Annotated in this window: 18 protein-coding genes; 17 read left to right on the top strand and 1 reads right to left on the bottom strand. The window is 44.9% G+C overall.

Annotated features, from left to right (window positions below; translation table 11 throughout):
* Positions 1-12: 12 nt before the first annotated feature.
* The 16 genes from BUA17_RS15090 to BUA17_RS15015 all read left to right on the top strand — a co-directional run bounded on the left by BUA17_RS15090 (position 13) and on the right by BUA17_RS15015 (position 13,676).
* Positions 13-537, top strand: coding sequence for a YfiT family bacillithiol transferase (locus BUA17_RS15090; protein ID WP_063564126.1), 525 nt, complete (start codon positions 13-15; stop codon positions 535-537).
* A gap of 27 nt (positions 538-564) precedes the next feature.
* A complete protein-coding gene (locus BUA17_RS15085) occupies positions 565-1,038 on the top strand; it encodes an NUDIX domain-containing protein (RefSeq protein ID WP_072734107.1) in 474 nt (157 codons plus the stop codon).
* 30 nt (positions 1,039-1,068) lie between these two features.
* On the top strand, positions 1,069-1,575 hold the full coding sequence (locus BUA17_RS15080) for a GNAT family N-acetyltransferase (RefSeq protein WP_072734106.1): 507 nt from the start codon (positions 1,069-1,071) through the stop codon (positions 1,573-1,575).
* Between the two features lie 267 nt (positions 1,576-1,842).
* The gene (locus tag BUA17_RS15075) at positions 1,843-2,562 is read left to right on the top strand and encodes a class I SAM-dependent methyltransferase (protein WP_072734105.1); all 720 of its coding nucleotides are present in this window, start codon (positions 1,843-1,845) and stop codon (positions 2,560-2,562) included.
* Between the two features lie 72 nt (positions 2,563-2,634).
* Positions 2,635-3,375 (top strand): SDR family NAD(P)-dependent oxidoreductase, encoded by a 741-nt coding sequence (locus tag BUA17_RS15070; protein WP_072734104.1) that lies wholly within the window; start codon positions 2,635-2,637, stop codon positions 3,373-3,375.
* 304 nt (positions 3,376-3,679) lie between these two features.
* Positions 3,680-4,369 carry a response regulator transcription factor gene (locus tag BUA17_RS15065; RefSeq protein WP_072734103.1) on the top strand — a complete coding sequence of 230 codons (690 nt, stop codon included), beginning with the start codon at positions 3,680-3,682 and terminating at the stop codon, positions 4,367-4,369.
* A complete protein-coding gene (locus BUA17_RS15060) occupies positions 4,366-5,370 on the top strand; it encodes a sensor histidine kinase (protein ID WP_072734102.1) in 1,005 nt (334 codons plus the stop codon). The genes BUA17_RS15065 and BUA17_RS15060 overlap by 4 nt, the downstream gene beginning before the upstream one ends.
* A 100-nt stretch (positions 5,371-5,470) precedes the next feature.
* Positions 5,471-6,226 carry an ABC transporter ATP-binding protein gene (locus BUA17_RS15055; RefSeq protein WP_072734101.1) on the top strand — a complete coding sequence of 252 codons (756 nt, stop codon included), beginning with the start codon at positions 5,471-5,473 and terminating at the stop codon, positions 6,224-6,226.
* Positions 6,223-8,148, top strand: coding sequence for an ABC transporter permease (locus BUA17_RS15050; protein ID WP_072734100.1), 1,926 nt, complete (start codon positions 6,223-6,225; stop codon positions 8,146-8,148). The genes BUA17_RS15055 and BUA17_RS15050 overlap by 4 nt, the downstream gene beginning before the upstream one ends.
* A 157-nt stretch (positions 8,149-8,305) precedes the next feature.
* On the top strand, positions 8,306-8,884 hold the full coding sequence (pgsA, locus tag BUA17_RS15045; protein WP_072734099.1) for a CDP-diacylglycerol--glycerol-3-phosphate 3-phosphatidyltransferase: 579 nt from the start codon (positions 8,306-8,308) through the stop codon (positions 8,882-8,884).
* A gap of 41 nt (positions 8,885-8,925) precedes the next feature.
* Positions 8,926-9,408, top strand: coding sequence for a GNAT family N-acetyltransferase (locus BUA17_RS15040; RefSeq protein WP_072734098.1), 483 nt, complete (start codon positions 8,926-8,928; stop codon positions 9,406-9,408).
* 22 nt (positions 9,409-9,430) lie between these two features.
* A complete protein-coding gene (locus BUA17_RS15035) occupies positions 9,431-9,856 on the top strand; it encodes a GNAT family N-acetyltransferase (protein WP_063564137.1) in 426 nt (141 codons plus the stop codon).
* A 40-nt stretch (positions 9,857-9,896) separates the two neighbouring features.
* Positions 9,897-10,334: a GNAT family N-acetyltransferase gene (locus tag BUA17_RS15030; protein WP_072734097.1), complete on the top strand. Its 438-nt coding sequence runs from the start codon at positions 9,897-9,899 to the stop codon at positions 10,332-10,334.
* Between the two features lie 106 nt (positions 10,335-10,440).
* Entirely contained in the window at positions 10,441-10,863 is a 423-nt protein-coding gene (locus BUA17_RS15025) for a hypothetical protein (RefSeq protein WP_072734096.1), read from the top strand.
* Between the two features lie 199 nt (positions 10,864-11,062).
* The gene (locus BUA17_RS15020; RefSeq protein WP_072734095.1) at positions 11,063-12,283 is read left to right on the top strand and encodes an RtcB family protein; all 1,221 of its coding nucleotides are present in this window, start codon (positions 11,063-11,065) and stop codon (positions 12,281-12,283) included.
* Between the two features lie 214 nt (positions 12,284-12,497).
* Positions 12,498-13,676, top strand: a complete 1,179-nt coding sequence (locus BUA17_RS15015) for a DUF4272 domain-containing protein (protein ID WP_072734094.1) — start codon at positions 12,498-12,500, stop codon at positions 13,674-13,676.
* Positions 13,677-13,788: 112 nt separating this feature from the next.
* Here BUA17_RS15015 and BUA17_RS15010 read toward each other — a convergent pair whose 3' ends face one another.
* On the bottom strand, positions 13,789-14,829 hold the full coding sequence (locus tag BUA17_RS15010; protein ID WP_244552149.1) for a LacI family DNA-binding transcriptional regulator: 1,041 nt from the start codon (positions 14,827-14,829) through the stop codon (positions 13,789-13,791).
* A gap of 521 nt (positions 14,830-15,350) precedes the next feature.
* On the opposite strand from BUA17_RS15010, the gene BUA17_RS15005 reads away from it, so the two are divergent.
* The gene (locus BUA17_RS15005) at positions 15,351-16,727 is read left to right on the top strand and encodes an ABC transporter substrate-binding protein (protein WP_244552148.1); all 1,377 of its coding nucleotides are present in this window, start codon (positions 15,351-15,353) and stop codon (positions 16,725-16,727) included.
* Positions 16,728-16,795 lie beyond the last annotated feature (68 nt).

Genomic DNA, 16,795 nt, shown 5'->3' with positions numbered 1-16,795 from the left:
GAGGAATGATCGATGGATTTGAGATACCCGATTGGATCATTTGAACATACAGGCGAGGTTACATCAGAGCAGCGGAAGCAGTGGATTCAGGATATTGCGGAGTTGCCGGAGCGCGCCCGCGAAGCGGTCAAAGGATTGAGTGAAGACCAATTGAGATTACCCTACCGGGAAGGTGGCTGGATGCTCAAACAGGTCATACACCATATGGCAGATAGCCATATGAATAGCATGGTTCGTTTCAAGCTGGCACTGACGGAGGATAACCCCACGATAAGACCATATTACGAGGAGCGATGGGCTGAACTGAGTGATTCGCGGGAGCTGGATGTCGAGTTTTCCCTGCAAATCCTGGATGCGCTGCATCGACGTTGGGTAGCGCTACTGAACACATTAACAGATGTAGACTATGCCAAAACCTTTTATCATCCCGCTTCCAAAGAAACGACCAGACTGGACTACAATTTGGGCGTATATGCATGGCATGGCAGACACCACGTTGCCCATATTACCTCGCTTAGAAGCAGGTTGAGAATCTAGTGGTGAAATATGTGAGGTGTGATTTCGATGATAGAGAAACAGTGGCTGGATCTCAGTGAATATCATGAATTGGAACAAGAGATTCAGTATGTCATCATGGTTACTCAGTTTCAGGAGAAATACGTCATTATTCATAATCTTAAACGCAGAGGCTGGGAATTCCCAGGAGGTAATCGTGAACCCGACGAGTCAGTTCTTAGGGCTGCAGAAAGAGAACTGTACGAAGAGACGGGAGCATTGAGGTTCATGCTAGAACCTTTCGGAATTTACCAAATGAATGGAACGTTTGGTATGGTTTATTATGCGAATATTACGAAATTCCGTGCTCTATCGCTGGAACCTAACTCCGAAATAGGTGCAATGAAAATGGTAGATAAACTACCAGAGGGCATGAATTTTGGTGATATGTTTTATTCTTTTTTGCATCGATGGAGGATATATTCTGCCAAAGGGACACAAGAACACTTTGTGGATCTGACTCTTTGTGAAAATAACATTTAAATATCTAATAATATTAAGGAGATTATATCGATGAATATACATATCAGACTATTAAATGAAGGCGATCCGGTCGTAATTTCGCAGGCGTTTCAGGAACAGGGTTGGGCGAAATCGGCGGAGCAGTACATTCAATATCTTGCAGAACAGCAGAATGGTGAGCGGGTGACTTTGGTAGCGGAATTGGATGGAGCTTTTGCCGGTTACGTGAATGTATTGTGGAATTCGTATTACCCTTCGTTCAGGGAACAGGGTATTCCGGAAATTAATGATTTCAATGTGCTGATCAAGTATCAGCGTCAGGGAATTGGATCACGTTTGATGGACCGGGCAGAAGAAGTCATTCATGAGCGAACCGAAACTGCCGGGATTGGTGTTGGGGTGTTCTCCGATTATGGCAAAGCTCAAATTCTATATGCCCGTCGTGGATATATACCAGATGGACAGGGCATTCACAAGCATGACCGTTATCTAAAGTGGGGCGATGAAACGATCATCGACGACGATGTAGTGCTCTATTTAACGAAGAAGTTAAGCTGATCGAATTCTGAATAAAAAGGATTATAACGCTGTTGAGAGGACAGGGAATTACTTTCTTCTAAACAGCGTTTTTTTACATATAATCAGACTGTTTTCGGCTCGAATCTTACAAGAAAAATAGAGTTGGATTGGGTGAAAATGTTATAATAGAGGGTAGTTGATTTAGCGTATAAACCGTGATGAAGCGGGCAAATGGTGAGCACAGAGATCGAAACATAAGAGGGAATATGAAGGATAATTTATATGAATTTGAGGAGGAATGTGGTTATGGAGAAGACGATTAAAAATGTCCAGGATCTATATGACATGCTTGACTCAGAATTCAGATCAGCGAAGCAATTTTGGGAACCTTTTTACGAGGATCGAGACCGGCCGATTCCCTTTTTTTCAAACAAACCGGATGAAAATCTGGTAGCACATGTAAACTCAGGAATATTACCTGGGGGCAAAGCATTGGAGCTCGGTTGTGGCCCGGGAAGAAATGCAATATATCTAACACGTCAGGGTTATAAAGTAGATGCTTATGATCTTTCAGAGACAGCCATTGCCTGGGCCAAGGAAAGAGCTGTGGAGGAACAGCTTGAAGTGAATTTCGAATGTAAATCAGCATTAGAACTCACGCCACATGAAGAGTACGATCTCGTCTATGATTCGGGCTGTCTTCACCATCTGCTGCCACATCAGCGAATTCCCTACATACAGAAGATTCAGAACGGACTTAAACCTGGAGGGTATTTTGGAATGACCTGCTTTGCTCCAGGATTTGGCGGTCAGGGTGGACCGGAGAGCGTTATGGACGATTGGGAGGTATACCGTGAGAAGTCGATGAAAGGTGGTCTGGCTTTTACGGAAGAAAAGCTTCGCTATTTGCTGGAAGATCCTTTTGAATGCGTGGAGCTGCGACCGATGAAGGCGATGGATCAGGATGAAGATTGTTTTGGCTTGCCCATCCTATGGGTGACATTGTGGAGAAAACCAAACGTGTAGTCATAGAGGAAGGGTCATAGATTTGACGTGTTTAACCAATATTGCACAGAGCGAGAGAAAGGCGGGGAGAATATGGGACAAAGGTATTTTATCATTACAGGTACATCCAAAGGAATCGGCAAACAGCTTGCGGAATTGTTATTGGAAAAGGGAGATCACGTCTACGGTATTGCACGCGGAACGTCTGACTTGGAGGAAGCTTACGAGCGTTACCAGCATGTTCAGTTTGATCTGGCAGATATTCATAGCATCGACGATCTTGTCTCAGGCATATTAGAACAGATTCCACTGCAAGAAGTTGAATTCATCGGGCTCATTAACAATGCAGCGATGCTGGAACCGTTGAAATCGATAGATCGGTGCAGTGCAGAGGAGATCAGTCTTAATCTGAACATCAGTTTGGCAGCGCCTATGATTCTGACTTCATCTTTTATACAACATACCAACCACCTGACCACACGCAGAAAAATAGTCAATGTATCGTCCGGGTCAGGCAGTTATCCGGCACCTTCAATGGCATCTTACTGTACCTCCAAAGCTGGAATAAACATGTTCACCCAATGCGTAGCGATGGAACAATCCGGGCAACCCAATTCCGTTGAAGTGATTGCATTCGATCCAGGGATGGTAGATACTGAGCTACAGGTTGTGGCAAGAGGCAAAAGTGCAGAAGAATTTGCACTGTCTGAGGTATTCGGTCAGGTCTATGAAGCAGGCCAATTAAGATCGCCACAAGATGTCGCAAAGCAATTGATCGAACGGATGGAAGAAATCAGTGATCCAAGCAAGGTCCTCCATACTATGGAGGGATAACAGATTAAAAGTTATAAACGTTTAGATTCATCTAAATTGGTAAGAGACTATGGATTTTACTTTGCCTCGACAATTTGTATTGTTCTATGTAATAGCGGCAGGAGTGGAAGAGACGGAATCGATTCTGAAGAAGCGGTAGCGTTCGCCTTTGTCACCTAATTTCTACATTTAATAAATCTAATAAAGGAAATTTGGGGACAACTGCGATCGGAAGAACGATCCGTATCTGGAACGGTCCCTCGTAGATTGTCAAACAATATGCTTCGGGCAATGCCCAAGAAGAACAGAAACGTGGTGAAAGTATATGTTTAAAATTATGCTCATTGAAGACGATGAATCGTTATTCAGTGAAATCAAAGAACGGTTATCCCAGTGGTCGTATGACGTGTATGGCGTGCAGGATTTTGGCAAAGTGATGCAGGAATACAGTGCCATTCAGCCACAGCTGGTCATCATTGATATTCAGCTTCCCCAGTATGACGGATTTCATTGGTGTCGCATGATCCGAGCCCATTCCAATGTACCGATTATCTTTCTGTCCTCACGTGATCATCCTACGGATATGGTCATGTCGATGCATCTGGGCGCAGATGATTTTATCCAGAAGCCCTTCCATTTCGATGTGCTGATTGCCAAGATCCAAGCGACCCTGCGTAGGGTGTATAACTACAATACAGAGCGGATTGAGCTGCGCACATGGCGTGGGGCTACCATTGAATATGTGAAAAATACACTTACCCATAACAATGAATCTGTCCTTTTGACCAAAAATGAAATGTTCATTCTCAAAGTGCTAGTGGAGCACAAAAATCAGATTGTGACCCGGGAAGACCTGATTCGCAGCTTATGGGATCATGAACATTTTGTGAGTGATAACACGCTGACAGTCAACGTCAATCGCCTTCGTAAGAAGCTAGAGCCGCTAGAACTCGATAGCTATATCGAAACGAAAGTAGGTCAGGGCTATATGGCAACAGAAGAGGCGGAAGTATGATTCGCAAATACATACGGGAAAAGCTCAGCTGGCTAGTGTTACTTATAAGCATGCAGCTCATCATTTTATTTGTAGCCTATATCGACACGTCCATTCCATTCCGATCTGTAGCGTATATCGTCGTGCTGAATGTGGTGGTATGCATTGTGTTTATCTGGGCGAGATATCCAAGAGAGACTCGTTTCTACAAAAGATTAACTGCCTGGGATCACACCTATGATCCAGGGGATTTAGATATCGTTGAAAGCCCTTATGAACGGATTGTGCACGATGCTGTCACTTCCCAGACCGAACGTTATCGGAAGGAGTCCTCAGCTCATTTTATTTTGCTGGAGCAAGAAAAGGATGAGATGCTGTCCTGGATTCATGAGGTGAAGACGCCCTTAACCGCGCTACAATTAATGATTGAGCGAATGCCGGATGACAAGCTGCAGGGTCAGATGACGTATGAATGGCTGCGAATTCACCAACTTCTCGATCAGCAGCTTCACCAGAAGCGTATTCCATTTATGCATAATGATTTGTTTGTGGAAGAAACAGAGCTTGAACCGATTTTGAATGGCGAGATTAGAGCTTTGAAGTCGTGGTGTATATCCAAACGGATTGGCTTCGACGTGTCATTAGATGTGACAAAGGTGCTGACAGACAGCAAATGGTTAGGTTTTATCATACGGCAGCTGCTTAGTAATGCCGTGAAATACAGCCATTCCTCTGACATTGTCATTGAAAGCAAGGAACAGGATGGGCACATCATATTGACCATTCAGGATTATGGAAGAGGGATCGAAGCGCAGGATTTACCACGTATCTTTGATAAAGGCTTCACTTCAACTCAGGGTAGACTGGAAGGAACGGCAACGGGAATGGGCTTGTATTTGACCCGACAGGTGGCACAAGCACTTCGTATAGACGTTAAAGTACAGTCTGCTCCCGTAGAGGGCACTAGTGTCAAACTAACCTTCCCGAGAAAAAATGACATGATCCACCTAGCAGGCGTGTGACAACATTGTCACATGCTTTTTGGTTTTGTTCGGTGAATCGCACGATAAATCGGAGTATCCCGCCTATGATGGAGATATACCAAAGAGGAGTGAGTGGGATATGTGGATACTGGAAGCCAAAAAAATTCATAAAGTCTATGGCAACAAATTAAATAAACAGGAAGTCCTCAAGGGGATTGATCTGGGGGTAAGCAAGGGAGAGTTTGTTGGCATTATGGGACCTTCCGGCTCAGGGAAAACGACATTGCTCAATGTCCTTTCCTCGATTGATCGGGTAAGTCAGGGCACGATTGAAATCGAAGGCCAGGAGTTTACCGGCATGAAGGAGAAACGGCTGGCTGAGTTCCGCAAAGACTATCTCGGATTTATTTTTCAGGATTATAATCTGCTGGATACCCTCACCGTGAAGGAAAATGTATTGCTGCCGCTCTCGATTACGAGTATTCCGAAGCAGGAGGCACACCTGAAGTTCGAACAAATCGCTCGTGAACTGGGCATATACGAATTGAAAGACAAATATCCGTCCGAAATTTCGGGTGGACAAAAGCAGCGGACGTCGGCTGCGCGTGCGTTTGTGCATGATCCGAGCATTATTTTCGCTGACGAGCCGACAGGTGCACTCGATTCCAAATCGGCTTCGGACCTGCTTGGCAAAATGGGTGATATGAACAGGAAACATCAGGCTACGATTATTATGGTTACACATGATCCGTTTGCCGCAAGTTATTGCAGCAGGGTGATTTTCATTCGGGACGGTCAGATCTACACTCAATTAAATAAAGGAGACGAGTCCCGGCAATCCTTCTTCAACGATATTATCAAAACTCAGGGCGTATTGGGTGGTGTGCAGCCATGAGTCTGAACTACATCATTTTTCGCAATCTGAGGAAAAACCTGAAGAATTATTATCTTTACGTCTTCGCCCTGATCTTTAGTGTGGCGCTGTATTTTTCCTTTGTGACATTGCAGTATGATCCCTCCATGAATGAGGTTGCTGAATCAACGAAAGGGGCTGCCGCGATAGGGGCCTCGTCCGTGTTACTGATTGTCATTGTGGGCATTTTTCTGCTCTATGCCAATACAATCTTTATCAAGCGACGCAGTAAGGAGATCGGTTTGTTTCAGCTAATCGGACTGACGAAAGGGAGAATATTTGGCATCTTGAGTGCGGAAAATTGTATTCTCTACTTTGGTTCTATGGTAATCGGTATTCTAATCGGGTTTCTGGGTTCCAAGCTGATATTAATGATTTTGTTCAAAATTATTGGCGTTGATGCGATAACAAAACTATACTTCTCACCGATGGCGCTGTTGCAAACGCTGATTGTCTTTGCGGTCATGTACTTGCTCATCATGCTGATGAATTACCTGTTTATCCGAGCACAGAGCATCCTATCGCTCTTCCGAGTATCTTCTACAACGGAGCAGCAGGTACAGAAGTTATCTGTGGGGCAGATTCTGATGGGTATCTTGGGTATTGCTCTCATCGTGTTCGGTTACATCTTGTCTGCACGGCTGTTCAGCGTCGAGAAATTGGATATGCAGCAGTTAATGTACACCATGATTTTGATTTTGTTCTCGGTTATTCTGGGGACATATCTGTTCTATAAAGGTTCCGTCAGTTTTCTCTTTAATCTGATTCGCAAAAGTAAAAAAGGCTATCTCTCCATTAATGAGGTATTGTCGTTATCCTCCATCATGTTTCGCATGAGGTCGAATGCCTTGCTACTGACCATTATTACTACCGTATCTGCACTCGCCATAGGTTTGTTGTCGCTCAGTTACATTTCCTATTATTCGGCAGAGGCACAAGCCAAGGAAAGCCTGCCGGAGGATTTCTCTTTTGCTCAGGCGAATGTAAAGGATCGTTTTGTAGCTGAGCTGGATAACAAACAAATTCCGTATGAAGAAAAGCACAGACAACCTTTATATATTGAGATTGATGCATCGAAGGTCATGAATGACTCCCTGTCGGAAGATCGATTGTTCAGCAGTGTGTTAAGTGACAGCATGGTGGATAACATCGACCTGAAACCAGGCGAAGTTATTTTCATGGGATATGGCAATGTGATTCAGCAATTCTTTTCTATTAAGGATGAAGGTCCCATTGTTCTTCACGGGTTGAAGAAAACGATTGACCAGCAGCTAATCGGAACCACGAAACAGGGCGTGCTTCCCGTATACTATAACCAAGGCACGCCCGTGACGGTTGTGGATGAATTGGTTTATGCAGAGCTTGCGCAGGATCTTGATCCAAAACTTCAAAAAGGGCAAGCGACCGATTATTACGGTGTGCAAATTACAGATTCGAGGCAAGACGAGAATGCATATGCTATTTTTGCAGATCTGCAATTGAAGGCCCCAAGCTTCTCCCAGATCGAGTTCAGAAATAATCAACGTACCAGTATGGGCCTGATTATGTTCATTGTTGGTTTCCTGGGACTCACCTTCTTGATTACATCCGGGTGTATCCTCTATTTCAAACAAATGAATGAGAGCGAAGAAGAGAAATCAAACTATACGATTCTGCGCAAACTCGGGTTTACGCAAAGCAATCTGTTACGCGGAATTCAGTTCAAGCAGTTGTTTAATTTCGGCATTCCCCTTGTTGTGGGACTGAGCCATAGTTATTTTGCCGTGAAATCAGGCTGGTTTTTCTTCGGTACAGAACTTGCCACACCGACTGTAATCGTCATGATAGTGTATACGTTGTTGTATTCCATCTTCGGCCTGTTGTCCATATGGTATTACAAACGAGTGATTAAGGAATCATTGTAGACCAGAGGATGAGGAACAGAGGAATACATTAAAAAATTCCGAAGAAGGGCAACTGTATGATATACAGTCTGCCCTTTCTTTTTTTGTGAAAAAAAGGAGGATGGCGCAAGGGTGGAGAAATCACAACATATTGGAGTGAAGTAGAGGGAGGTTTTCCATGAACCTGGCTAACAAGATTACCCTGGCAAGAATGACATTGATTCCTTTATTTATGTTGTGCTTCATCCCGTTGCCATCATGGATACAGGAGTCGAGTGAACTTATTCGTTTTTTGGATCAGCATGGTCTGGTGATTGGCGTTATTATTTTTGCACTGGCTGCGGGTACGGATAAGCTGGATGGGTATGTGGCGCGAAAATATAATCAGATCACCAATCTGGGGAAATTGCTTGATCCCCTGGCAGATAAACTCTTGATTTCGGTTGCACTGATTATGATGGTTCAGGAGAATCTGATCGGTTCATGGATTGCTGTGATCATCATTGGACGTGAAATTGTCATTACAGCACTGCGTATGATTGCGAGTGAACAGGGAATTGCCTTGGCTGCTGATCGATATGGCAAAATCAAAATGGTGCTGCAGGTGGCAGCCATCATCGCTGTATTATTGAATAATTTTCCGTTCAGTTTGCTGACAGATGTGCGGGTTGATATGATTTTATTATGGCTGGCGGCAGGAGTTACGCTGTTCTCAGGATTGAACTATATCTTAGTAAATTATAGACTACTGAAATAAAGAACCCCTGCGAAACCTAACGGAAAGAAGGAAATAATCTCATGTTATCGATTCATAAGGCGGATTACCAACATAAATCAACTTTGCGTAATCTGATGGAGTTGTACAAATATGATTTTAGTGAGTATGACCCGGAAGATGTTAACGAAAACGGGTTATATGAATATGTGTACCTGGACCATTATTGGACAGAAGCGGGCAGATATCCTTTTTTGTTTCGGGTAGAAGGACAATTGGCGGGATTCGCACTGATTCGTGAAATCGAGAGTGAACAGGGAACGAGTATATACGCTATGGCAGAGTTTTTTGTAATGAAAAAATACAGAAAGCTGGGAATGGGTGCGCAAGCGGCCATCCATGTGTTCAACCTTTTCCCTGGGACATGGAAAGTAGCGGAGATGGAGACGAATGAGCCTGCTCAGATTTTCTGGCGTAAGGTCATCGCACGCTATACCGATAATAAATACCAAGAGGTTAGAGAGCCTGACTGGGAAGGTCCTATTCAGATGTTTACCACGAAGTAATGACGAGAAGGAGGAGAAGAGGATGTCCCAAATAAACATCAATCCAAGTACTTCAGAGGATTCAGAGTATGTTCGTCAGCAACTTATCGCATTTAATGCTGCGCATGTGAGCGAGGAATTAAGGCATCGTTACGAAGAACTGAATTTCAATATCAAAAATGAGACCGGCGAGATAGTTGCAGGTGTGCTTAGTACACTTTGCTGGAACTGGCTGGAAGTTGATATTCTTTGGGTGGATTCTGAACAACGGCATCGGGGATATGGTTCTCAGTTGTTGCTTGAAGTTGAGCGAATTGCGCGAGAGAAATCCTGTGACTTCATCCAATTGAACACATTCTCATATCAAGCACCGGAATTTTACAAGAAGCATAGCTACCAATTGATCACAACGATCGAGAATGCACCGACCGGACACAGTCATTATTATTTTAAGAAGGACCTAACGTAAGACAGCGTATGTGAAATAGGGCAAAATCAGGAGGGTTATTATGGTTACCATTAAAGCAATCGAACTTGAGGATTTACCGGCGCTAAGCCAATTATACAACGAATTGATGGGTACACCGACTAATGAACAACAGATGCAGAAGATGTTTCATTATATCCAGCAAAATGGGCACTACCATGTACTCGGTGCATTTTACGACGGCGAACTGGCCGGATCGGTTATGGGTATTGAATGTATGGATCTGGCGGGTCAGTGCAATCCCTTCATGGTTGTGGAGAATGTGATTGTATCCGATCGGGTACGCAGACAGGGAATTGGTCAGAAGCTTATGCTTCAGATTGAGCACATTGCGAGAGATCTTGGATGTGAATACATGATTCTGGTGTCTGGCGATCAGCGCAAAGAGGCTCATATTTTCTATGAAAAGCTGGGCTTTGAAGATGAGAAAGTTCAGGGTTACCGGAAGCATTTTAATTAATCAATATATCACGGAAAATGTCTAATAGGTAGAAGGACTACTTAAGGAGCAGGGCGAATAAGGCATAGTCTCGAAATAAATGAACTGATATGAGGGAGGCACTCTCGTGTTCAAAAAATGGGCTAATGTTTTGATGATTCTGAGTTTGGTATTCGCTGTATGTTCCCCAACATCCTATGCCGCTGCCAAGACGGTTAAAGTGACCGTGACGCTTGTCAGTGCAGAACTGGTGGAGAACAATTCCGTTGGTAATGAATGGGCCATAGGGGCAAGTGTGAACGGCAAGAGCCTGGAGGAGGGTTCGTCGGTCACGTTGAATCTGAAACCTACAGATACGCTGAAATTACAAGCGAATGCCGAAGAGCAGGACAAAATCCCTGATCTGGGGAGCAAAAGTATGAACGTTAAGGTTTCCTCCATTACCAAATCAATTAACAAGACCCTATCCGTAGTTGTGACGGAGAACAGAGGGCGTTATTCGGGTAACACAGCGACGTGGGAGTTCAAGTTTAAGATCAGTAAGAAATAAAATAGGGACTGATCATGTAAAAGAGAGCCTAGCTCTCTTTTTTTACTTTATACGGATATCTTTGAGCTGAAGGAATGTATAGTTTCGGGAAGGGTCCCTCTTTGGTAAAATAAAGAAAGTTGTGGGCAGGGACTTATATGTTTCAATGTACATATTTAATTGTAAGTTTTAATGAAGACAAAAGGAGGTTAACCAGATCATGCGTATCGTAGATAACATTAAAGTCTGGGGGGAGCCGCTGGAGAATGCGGTAAGTCAGGCGGTGACTTGCTCGCAGTATGGAGATGTACTGGGCGTGGCTCTAATGGCAGACCATCACAAAGGATATTCACAGCCCATCGGGGGCGTAGTTGCCTACCGGAACATGATCAGTCCGTCAGGGGTTGGATATGATATTGCCTGCGGTAACAAGGCAGTGCGCACCAACCTGATGTGGGATGATATACGGGATCAGATTGCTGTGATTATGGATGATATTAATGCGACCATATCCTTTGGTGTAGGACGCAACAATCCCAACCCTGTGGAGCATGAGCTGTTCGACGATGCCAGCTGGAAGCTGTTTGATTCCATTGAGCATGGGCTACAGCACAAGTTGAAGACACTCGCGCGCAACCAGCTCGGGACTGTGGGCAGTGGTAATCATTTTGTTGATATTTTTGTGGAAGAGGCGACGGGTAAAGTATGGATTGCAAACCATTTTGGCAGTCGTGGCTTTGGGCATAAGGTCGCCAGTGGTTTTCTGAATCTGGCTGCCGGACGTGCGTTTAGTGGCAAAGCGCCGGGAGAATCGATGGACCAACCACCAACACTGTTTGACCTCAAGAGTGAAATGGGTGATATGTATTGGGACGGGATGACATTGGCAGGCCGTTATGCGTATGCAGGGCGCGATTATGTGATTGAGCAGGTTCTCGGCATCCTCGGAGCGATCGCAGAATATTCGGTTCATAACCATCATAACTTTGCCTGGAAAGAACAGCATATGGGCGAAGACGTGGTGGTGGTCCGCAAGGGAGCAACGCCGCTGGCACCGGGCCAGCTCGGTTTTGTGGGCGGAAGCATGGGGGATATCTCGGTGATCGTGGAAGGAATCCACAGCGAAGAGAATACCGAGTCTTTCCGCAGCACCGTGCATGGTGCAGGGCGCACTATGAGCCGAACCCAAGCGGCTGGCAAAATGAATTACAAGCTGCGCACACGTATGGGCGGCGAGATCAGCGAGGAACAGATGCGAGCGGCGATTCGTGCATATGGTGTGGAGCTTCGGGGTGCAGGAACGGATGAAAGTCCATTTGTGTACAAAAAGCTGCAGGACGTGCTGAATGCGCATGCGCATACCTTGAAAATAAACCATATTCTGCGTCCCGTAGGTGTCGCGATGGCCGGAGGTAATGAATTCGACCCGTATAAGGACTAGTTAGATATGTTCAACTCAACATTTACACAACAACGGAGAGGACAGAAATAACCTGAAGAAGCGAAGTGTTCGCCTTTATCCCCGGATTTTTCCCTTTGGAGAAGGGAATCAACAAAATCTGGGGATAACAGCGATCGGAAGGTTGTTCTGTCATCGGAGTGCCAGTGTAAATATTTATTAGTTGAACTTATATAGAAAGAAGAAGGTGAACCTCATGAGAAATTGTGCGATATACAGCTCGCAGTTTGACCTGGATCAGCTGTTTGAAATGATTCAATCCATATACCCTCAGGATACAATTGAGCGTAAGGAAGACAAAACCCATATTCAAGTTACACGTAAGAAGTTATTTAGTAAGAAGACAAAGGGCTTCAATATCATGACGAGCCAGACCCACCCTGAAGAATTTACTGCAATGATTCAGGGGATGCTGGGATTTCTAAGTCAGATTGAGGGAAAGAATGCTGCGCTACAGGAAAAGGTACTTATTAAATGCTCTACACTGAATATGGTTGTTGGGATCGAGACAGAAGAAGACATTTCCGAAGAATTCTTTAATGAATTATTGCATCTGGCCGATGCCCTGGATGCAGTCATCTTCTGGGGAGGTGGCTCCTTGCTGAATGCGCAAGGTCAGCTGCTGTTGGATGTCAACGGAGAATCCGAAGTAGAGGATTACAAAGTGACAGCGCACACCAGTTTTCTGGATGATGCCAGACCCCCGTCGGAATCTGCAATGCAGCGTAAAGAGCGCTCCGAGCAGCTTCTAACGGAGCAAGGAATCCCATTCAATGTTCATTTGCCTGCAAGAGCGGGGGATGAGCATACTACGATCCGCAGTGTGGAACAAGTCGCAGAGCGCGCGGTAGCCCTTTGTATTGCAGCTCTCAAAGGTGAATGCCTTGGAGCGGGGGAGAGCGCAGAAGATACAGCAGCGCTGGTCCAGGAAGTGATCGACAAGTATGATGCGAATTCATTTTTCTCTCCTGTAGAGAGAAGATTTGTGGAGCAGCATGGAGCAGAGCATCAGGAGGTCATCTCCTTTTCATGGGGATACGAAGCTTATCATGTGATGTTATGGGCGCTTGGCTACGTCAAGGAACTTGGAGCACCAGTAAATCTTTGTAACGTAGGACAAGATGTAGGGTATTTGCAGCAATGTGACGATGTTGAAGCCTTTGTAGCCGGGGCACAGCTTCGCTCCAAAAGTGAGATTTTGGATGCAGCGGATCTAATCTACCGGTACAACTGGGTGTGTGTAGACAGTCGTGTGAAGGAGCAAACACCTCCCGGGGGTCTGAATGGCGGAGTGGCCTACGAACGTCACCGTGCGCTGAATTGGCTGATCTGTTATCTGGATCAAGATTGGGATGATGTCCGGACAGATACGTAGAATGGACTTTTAACATCAACTATTTTTTATATGACATTCAAATTCAAACACCCCCAAGCCAGCCGAACACTGGATATGGGGGTGTTTTGGTGTCTATGGTTACCTTGCCGTTTTATCCGTTATGTCTTCCGTACTGTTCCCGAATCATCACATCAGCAAGAATCAGCTTTTTCTCCACACTGCTCTCCGGGTTTACAATTCGCCATAACATCTGGTCAACCGCACGCGCACCAAGCAATTCCTTGTTCACATTAACTGTGGCGAGTACAGGGATATTATCATACACATTATCGAAACCGGTGACTACGCACTGGTTGGGTACACTAATCCCAATACTCTCCAGAGCTTCGATGGTGTATAGCGCATAGAAGTCATTGGCACAGACAAAAACCTCAGGCAAATTCCCCTCATGAATGACCGAAGTGAACGTCTTGCGAAAATCATCCACATCCGGGCTGCTTAGTTCAGGGATCTGATTCATTTCCAATCCATGACCCATTAATACCGAAGTATAGGCGACCCATCGTTCATAGAAGCTGTGCGCATCACTGGTATTTCCAACAAACTGAAACCGTTTGAATCCCTTGCGCAGCAAATAGAGCATAATGTCACGCATGGAAGCAAAGTTGTCTGTGAAAATACTGTCACTGTGAAAGACGGGGTCCAGATGATCCACCATGACAACAGGAATGCCCAGACGCTTAATTTCAAGCAGAATGGGTGTGGAGATAGAACCAACCGTAATAATGCCCCGAATGGCATCCGGATTCAGCAACGTGAACAGTTGATCCGCAGAAGGCTCTGTCAGAGTAAGAATATTGATGCCTTTCTGGTTCAGTCTGGAGGATATCCCGTTAAAGACAGGCCCCCAATATACGGATTCCTGATTCTGATAACGAACATTAGGAAACAAAATCAAAATGGTGCCACTCCACCGCGTGTTCTGCGGGTCCTGAAGTTCATTGCTGCTATACATATCACCAGACAACATGCTGTTATCTTTGAAATATCCAAGTTTGCCAGCGGCCTTAAGAATAACGTCCCGTGTCTGCTCACTAACACCTGATTTTCCGGACAGTGCTCGTGAGACCGCAAATTTCGACAGACCTGTAAAATGTGCAATTTCCTGAATTGTTACCTTCGTCTTCATCATACCATCCTTACACTCGTAGTTCTGCCGTATTCCTTACATTGTGCAATAAAGCTGTTTCTAGTATATCATGATGTATTTCTCTTAATCTAATAACGGCTGTAGAAGTGAAAATGTTAGTGTTCCATACATGTAACGACGAAAATAGACCTTGGCGAATGGACGTGTTGCAGGAGAAAAAGGCGAATTTTGAATGGGTTATTATCTTTTTGTTATTTTATAAAATAACAAAATAATCAAAAATGATTTTCGTTTTGGATATGGAAGTACTCAGAATGGTATTCGAATAATATGCTATATCATAAGGTATTAAAGCGATATAACAGCATTTTATCAGAATAATTAGAAAATGTTAACAATAAAAATGTTGACGCTTACATTATGCTATGTTAAATTTTGTTTGTCAAAACCAAACGGTAAAATAACAAATGGTGGTGGTCGTCGAATTTCATTAGGGTAAATGAAAGTCAGGGAGTTATGCCGGACCATGATTTGTATACACATTCGGGGAGGTTGTTAAAATCGTGACTAGAAAATGGAACGTTTTGCCGCTCATGTTATTGGTCGTAATGCTTTTTGTATCCGCTTGCAGTGGTGGGGGGACGGCTCAGCCAGCTGATGATGCACCAGCGAATTCGGGCAATAGCACTGGAACCGTCGAAACAGACAAAGAAGGCGGAAAAGAAGAAGTGGCCGTAAATGTACCTGATTTGGGTGGACGTGTCATCAAGGTTGCGGCCTGGTGGGATCTGAAGCCAGCGGGGGAGACCGCATCGGATAAGGCTAGACTGGATAAAATCGCTGAAGTCGAGAAGAAATACAACGTGAAAATTGAGTTTGTAAACGTGCCATTCGAAGAATACATGAACAAATTTACCACGACAGCGCTAGCTGGCGAACCGTTCGCAGACATCGTTCAGATGGAGTACAAATCCGCATTACCCGCCATCCTCAAAGGGCAACTGCTTCCGATCTCCGAATTCACCACAGCTGAGAATAACATCAACCAAGAGGCAAACCTGATCACGAAATTCCCTGCCATCGCAGGCAACTACTACGCATTTGAATCTCCAACCAGCATCGGTCTGGGACTTCACTATAACCGTGACTTATTCAAGAAGTTGTCGCTGCCTGATCCTCAGGAGCTATACAACAAAGGCGAATGGAATTGGGATAAATTCATGGAACTGGCGAAACAGGCGACCAAAGATACGGATAACGACGGAAAAATTGACGTATACGGGTTCTCTGGCTGGGCCATCGACGTACTTCGTCACTTTACTGCAGCCAATGGCGGCACGATCGTAGACGACGAACATTCAAAAGAAGGATTGTCCGATCCGAAAACGATTGAAGCTGCCGAATTCGTCAAACGCCTGTATAACGTCGAGAATGTTGTGAAAGTCAAAACAGGCGACAAAACGAACTGGGAGGAAAGCAACACATTCAAGGATGGAGATGTGGCTTTGTTCACTGCTGCGGAATGGCAGTTGGGCGATATCACCTTTGCTGCTGGAGTCGTACCAATTCCGAACGGTCCTCAGGGCAACAAGGATGTAACATACGCCAACAACGCTGCCTCAGCAAAATTCATTCCCAAAGGTGTGGAAGATCCTAAAATTGTATACCAAATCTATGAAGAAACCTTCGACATTCCGCAGATTGAAGAGTACCCAGGTCAGGATTACCTGGAAAGCCGTTATACCGACGAGAAGGACATCGCTATGATTCGCGAGCATATCGCAGGAACGGGGCGCATCCTGCTAGATGACGCCTACACGGGCTATCCAATCGGTGACTATGTAAACGACATCATCAAAAACAATGCTTCCGTTACAGCAACAGCTGAGAAGTATAAAGCGCAGGCACAAGCGGCAGTCGATAAACTTGGCAAACAGTAATACCAGCATGATTCAGACAGGGGTGCCTCGTGTCCGGGCTCACGCACGGGTACCTCTTTTCCTGTATC

The organism is Paenibacillus sp. ov031, from assembly GCF_900143165.1.
Lineage (GTDB): Bacteria > Bacillota > Bacilli > Paenibacillales > Paenibacillaceae > Paenibacillus > Paenibacillus marchantiae.
Note: the sequence above shows the minus strand (reverse complement) of the source record. Positions and strands in the feature narration are given on the sequence as shown.

Excerpts from the sequence above, each read along its gene's own strand:
- BUA17_RS15085 (WP_072734107.1), top strand. The coding sequence starts at position 565 with ATGATAGAGAAACAGTGGCTGGATCTCAGTGAATATCATGAATTGGAA.
- BUA17_RS15060 (WP_072734102.1), top strand. The coding sequence starts at position 4,366 with ATGATTCGCAAATACATACGGGAAAAGCTCAGCTGGCTAGTGTTACTT.
- BUA17_RS15075 (WP_072734105.1), top strand. The coding sequence starts at position 1,843 with ATGGAGAAGACGATTAAAAATGTCCAGGATCTATATGACATGCTTGAC.
- BUA17_RS15010 (WP_244552149.1), bottom strand. The coding sequence starts at position 14,829 with ATGATGAAGACGAAGGTAACAATTCAGGAAATTGCACATTTTACAGGT.
- pgsA (WP_072734099.1), top strand. The coding sequence starts at position 8,306 with ATGAACCTGGCTAACAAGATTACCCTGGCAAGAATGACATTGATTCCT.
- BUA17_RS15040 (WP_072734098.1), top strand. The coding sequence starts at position 8,926 with ATGTTATCGATTCATAAGGCGGATTACCAACATAAATCAACTTTGCGT.
- BUA17_RS15035 (WP_063564137.1), top strand. The coding sequence starts at position 9,431 with ATGTCCCAAATAAACATCAATCCAAGTACTTCAGAGGATTCAGAGTAT.
- BUA17_RS15080 (WP_072734106.1), top strand. The coding sequence starts at position 1,069 with ATGAATATACATATCAGACTATTAAATGAAGGCGATCCGGTCGTAATT.
- BUA17_RS15050 (WP_072734100.1), top strand. The coding sequence starts at position 6,223 with ATGAGTCTGAACTACATCATTTTTCGCAATCTGAGGAAAAACCTGAAG.
- BUA17_RS15070 (WP_072734104.1), top strand. The coding sequence starts at position 2,635 with ATGGGACAAAGGTATTTTATCATTACAGGTACATCCAAAGGAATCGGC.
- BUA17_RS15065 (WP_072734103.1), top strand. The coding sequence starts at position 3,680 with ATGTTTAAAATTATGCTCATTGAAGACGATGAATCGTTATTCAGTGAA.
- BUA17_RS15090 (WP_063564126.1), top strand. The coding sequence starts at position 13 with ATGGATTTGAGATACCCGATTGGATCATTTGAACATACAGGCGAGGTT.
- BUA17_RS15020 (WP_072734095.1), top strand. The coding sequence starts at position 11,063 with ATGCGTATCGTAGATAACATTAAAGTCTGGGGGGAGCCGCTGGAGAAT.
- BUA17_RS15030 (WP_072734097.1), top strand. The coding sequence starts at position 9,897 with ATGGTTACCATTAAAGCAATCGAACTTGAGGATTTACCGGCGCTAAGC.
- BUA17_RS15055 (WP_072734101.1), top strand. The coding sequence starts at position 5,471 with ATGTGGATACTGGAAGCCAAAAAAATTCATAAAGTCTATGGCAACAAA.
- BUA17_RS15015 (WP_072734094.1), top strand. The coding sequence starts at position 12,498 with ATGAGAAATTGTGCGATATACAGCTCGCAGTTTGACCTGGATCAGCTG.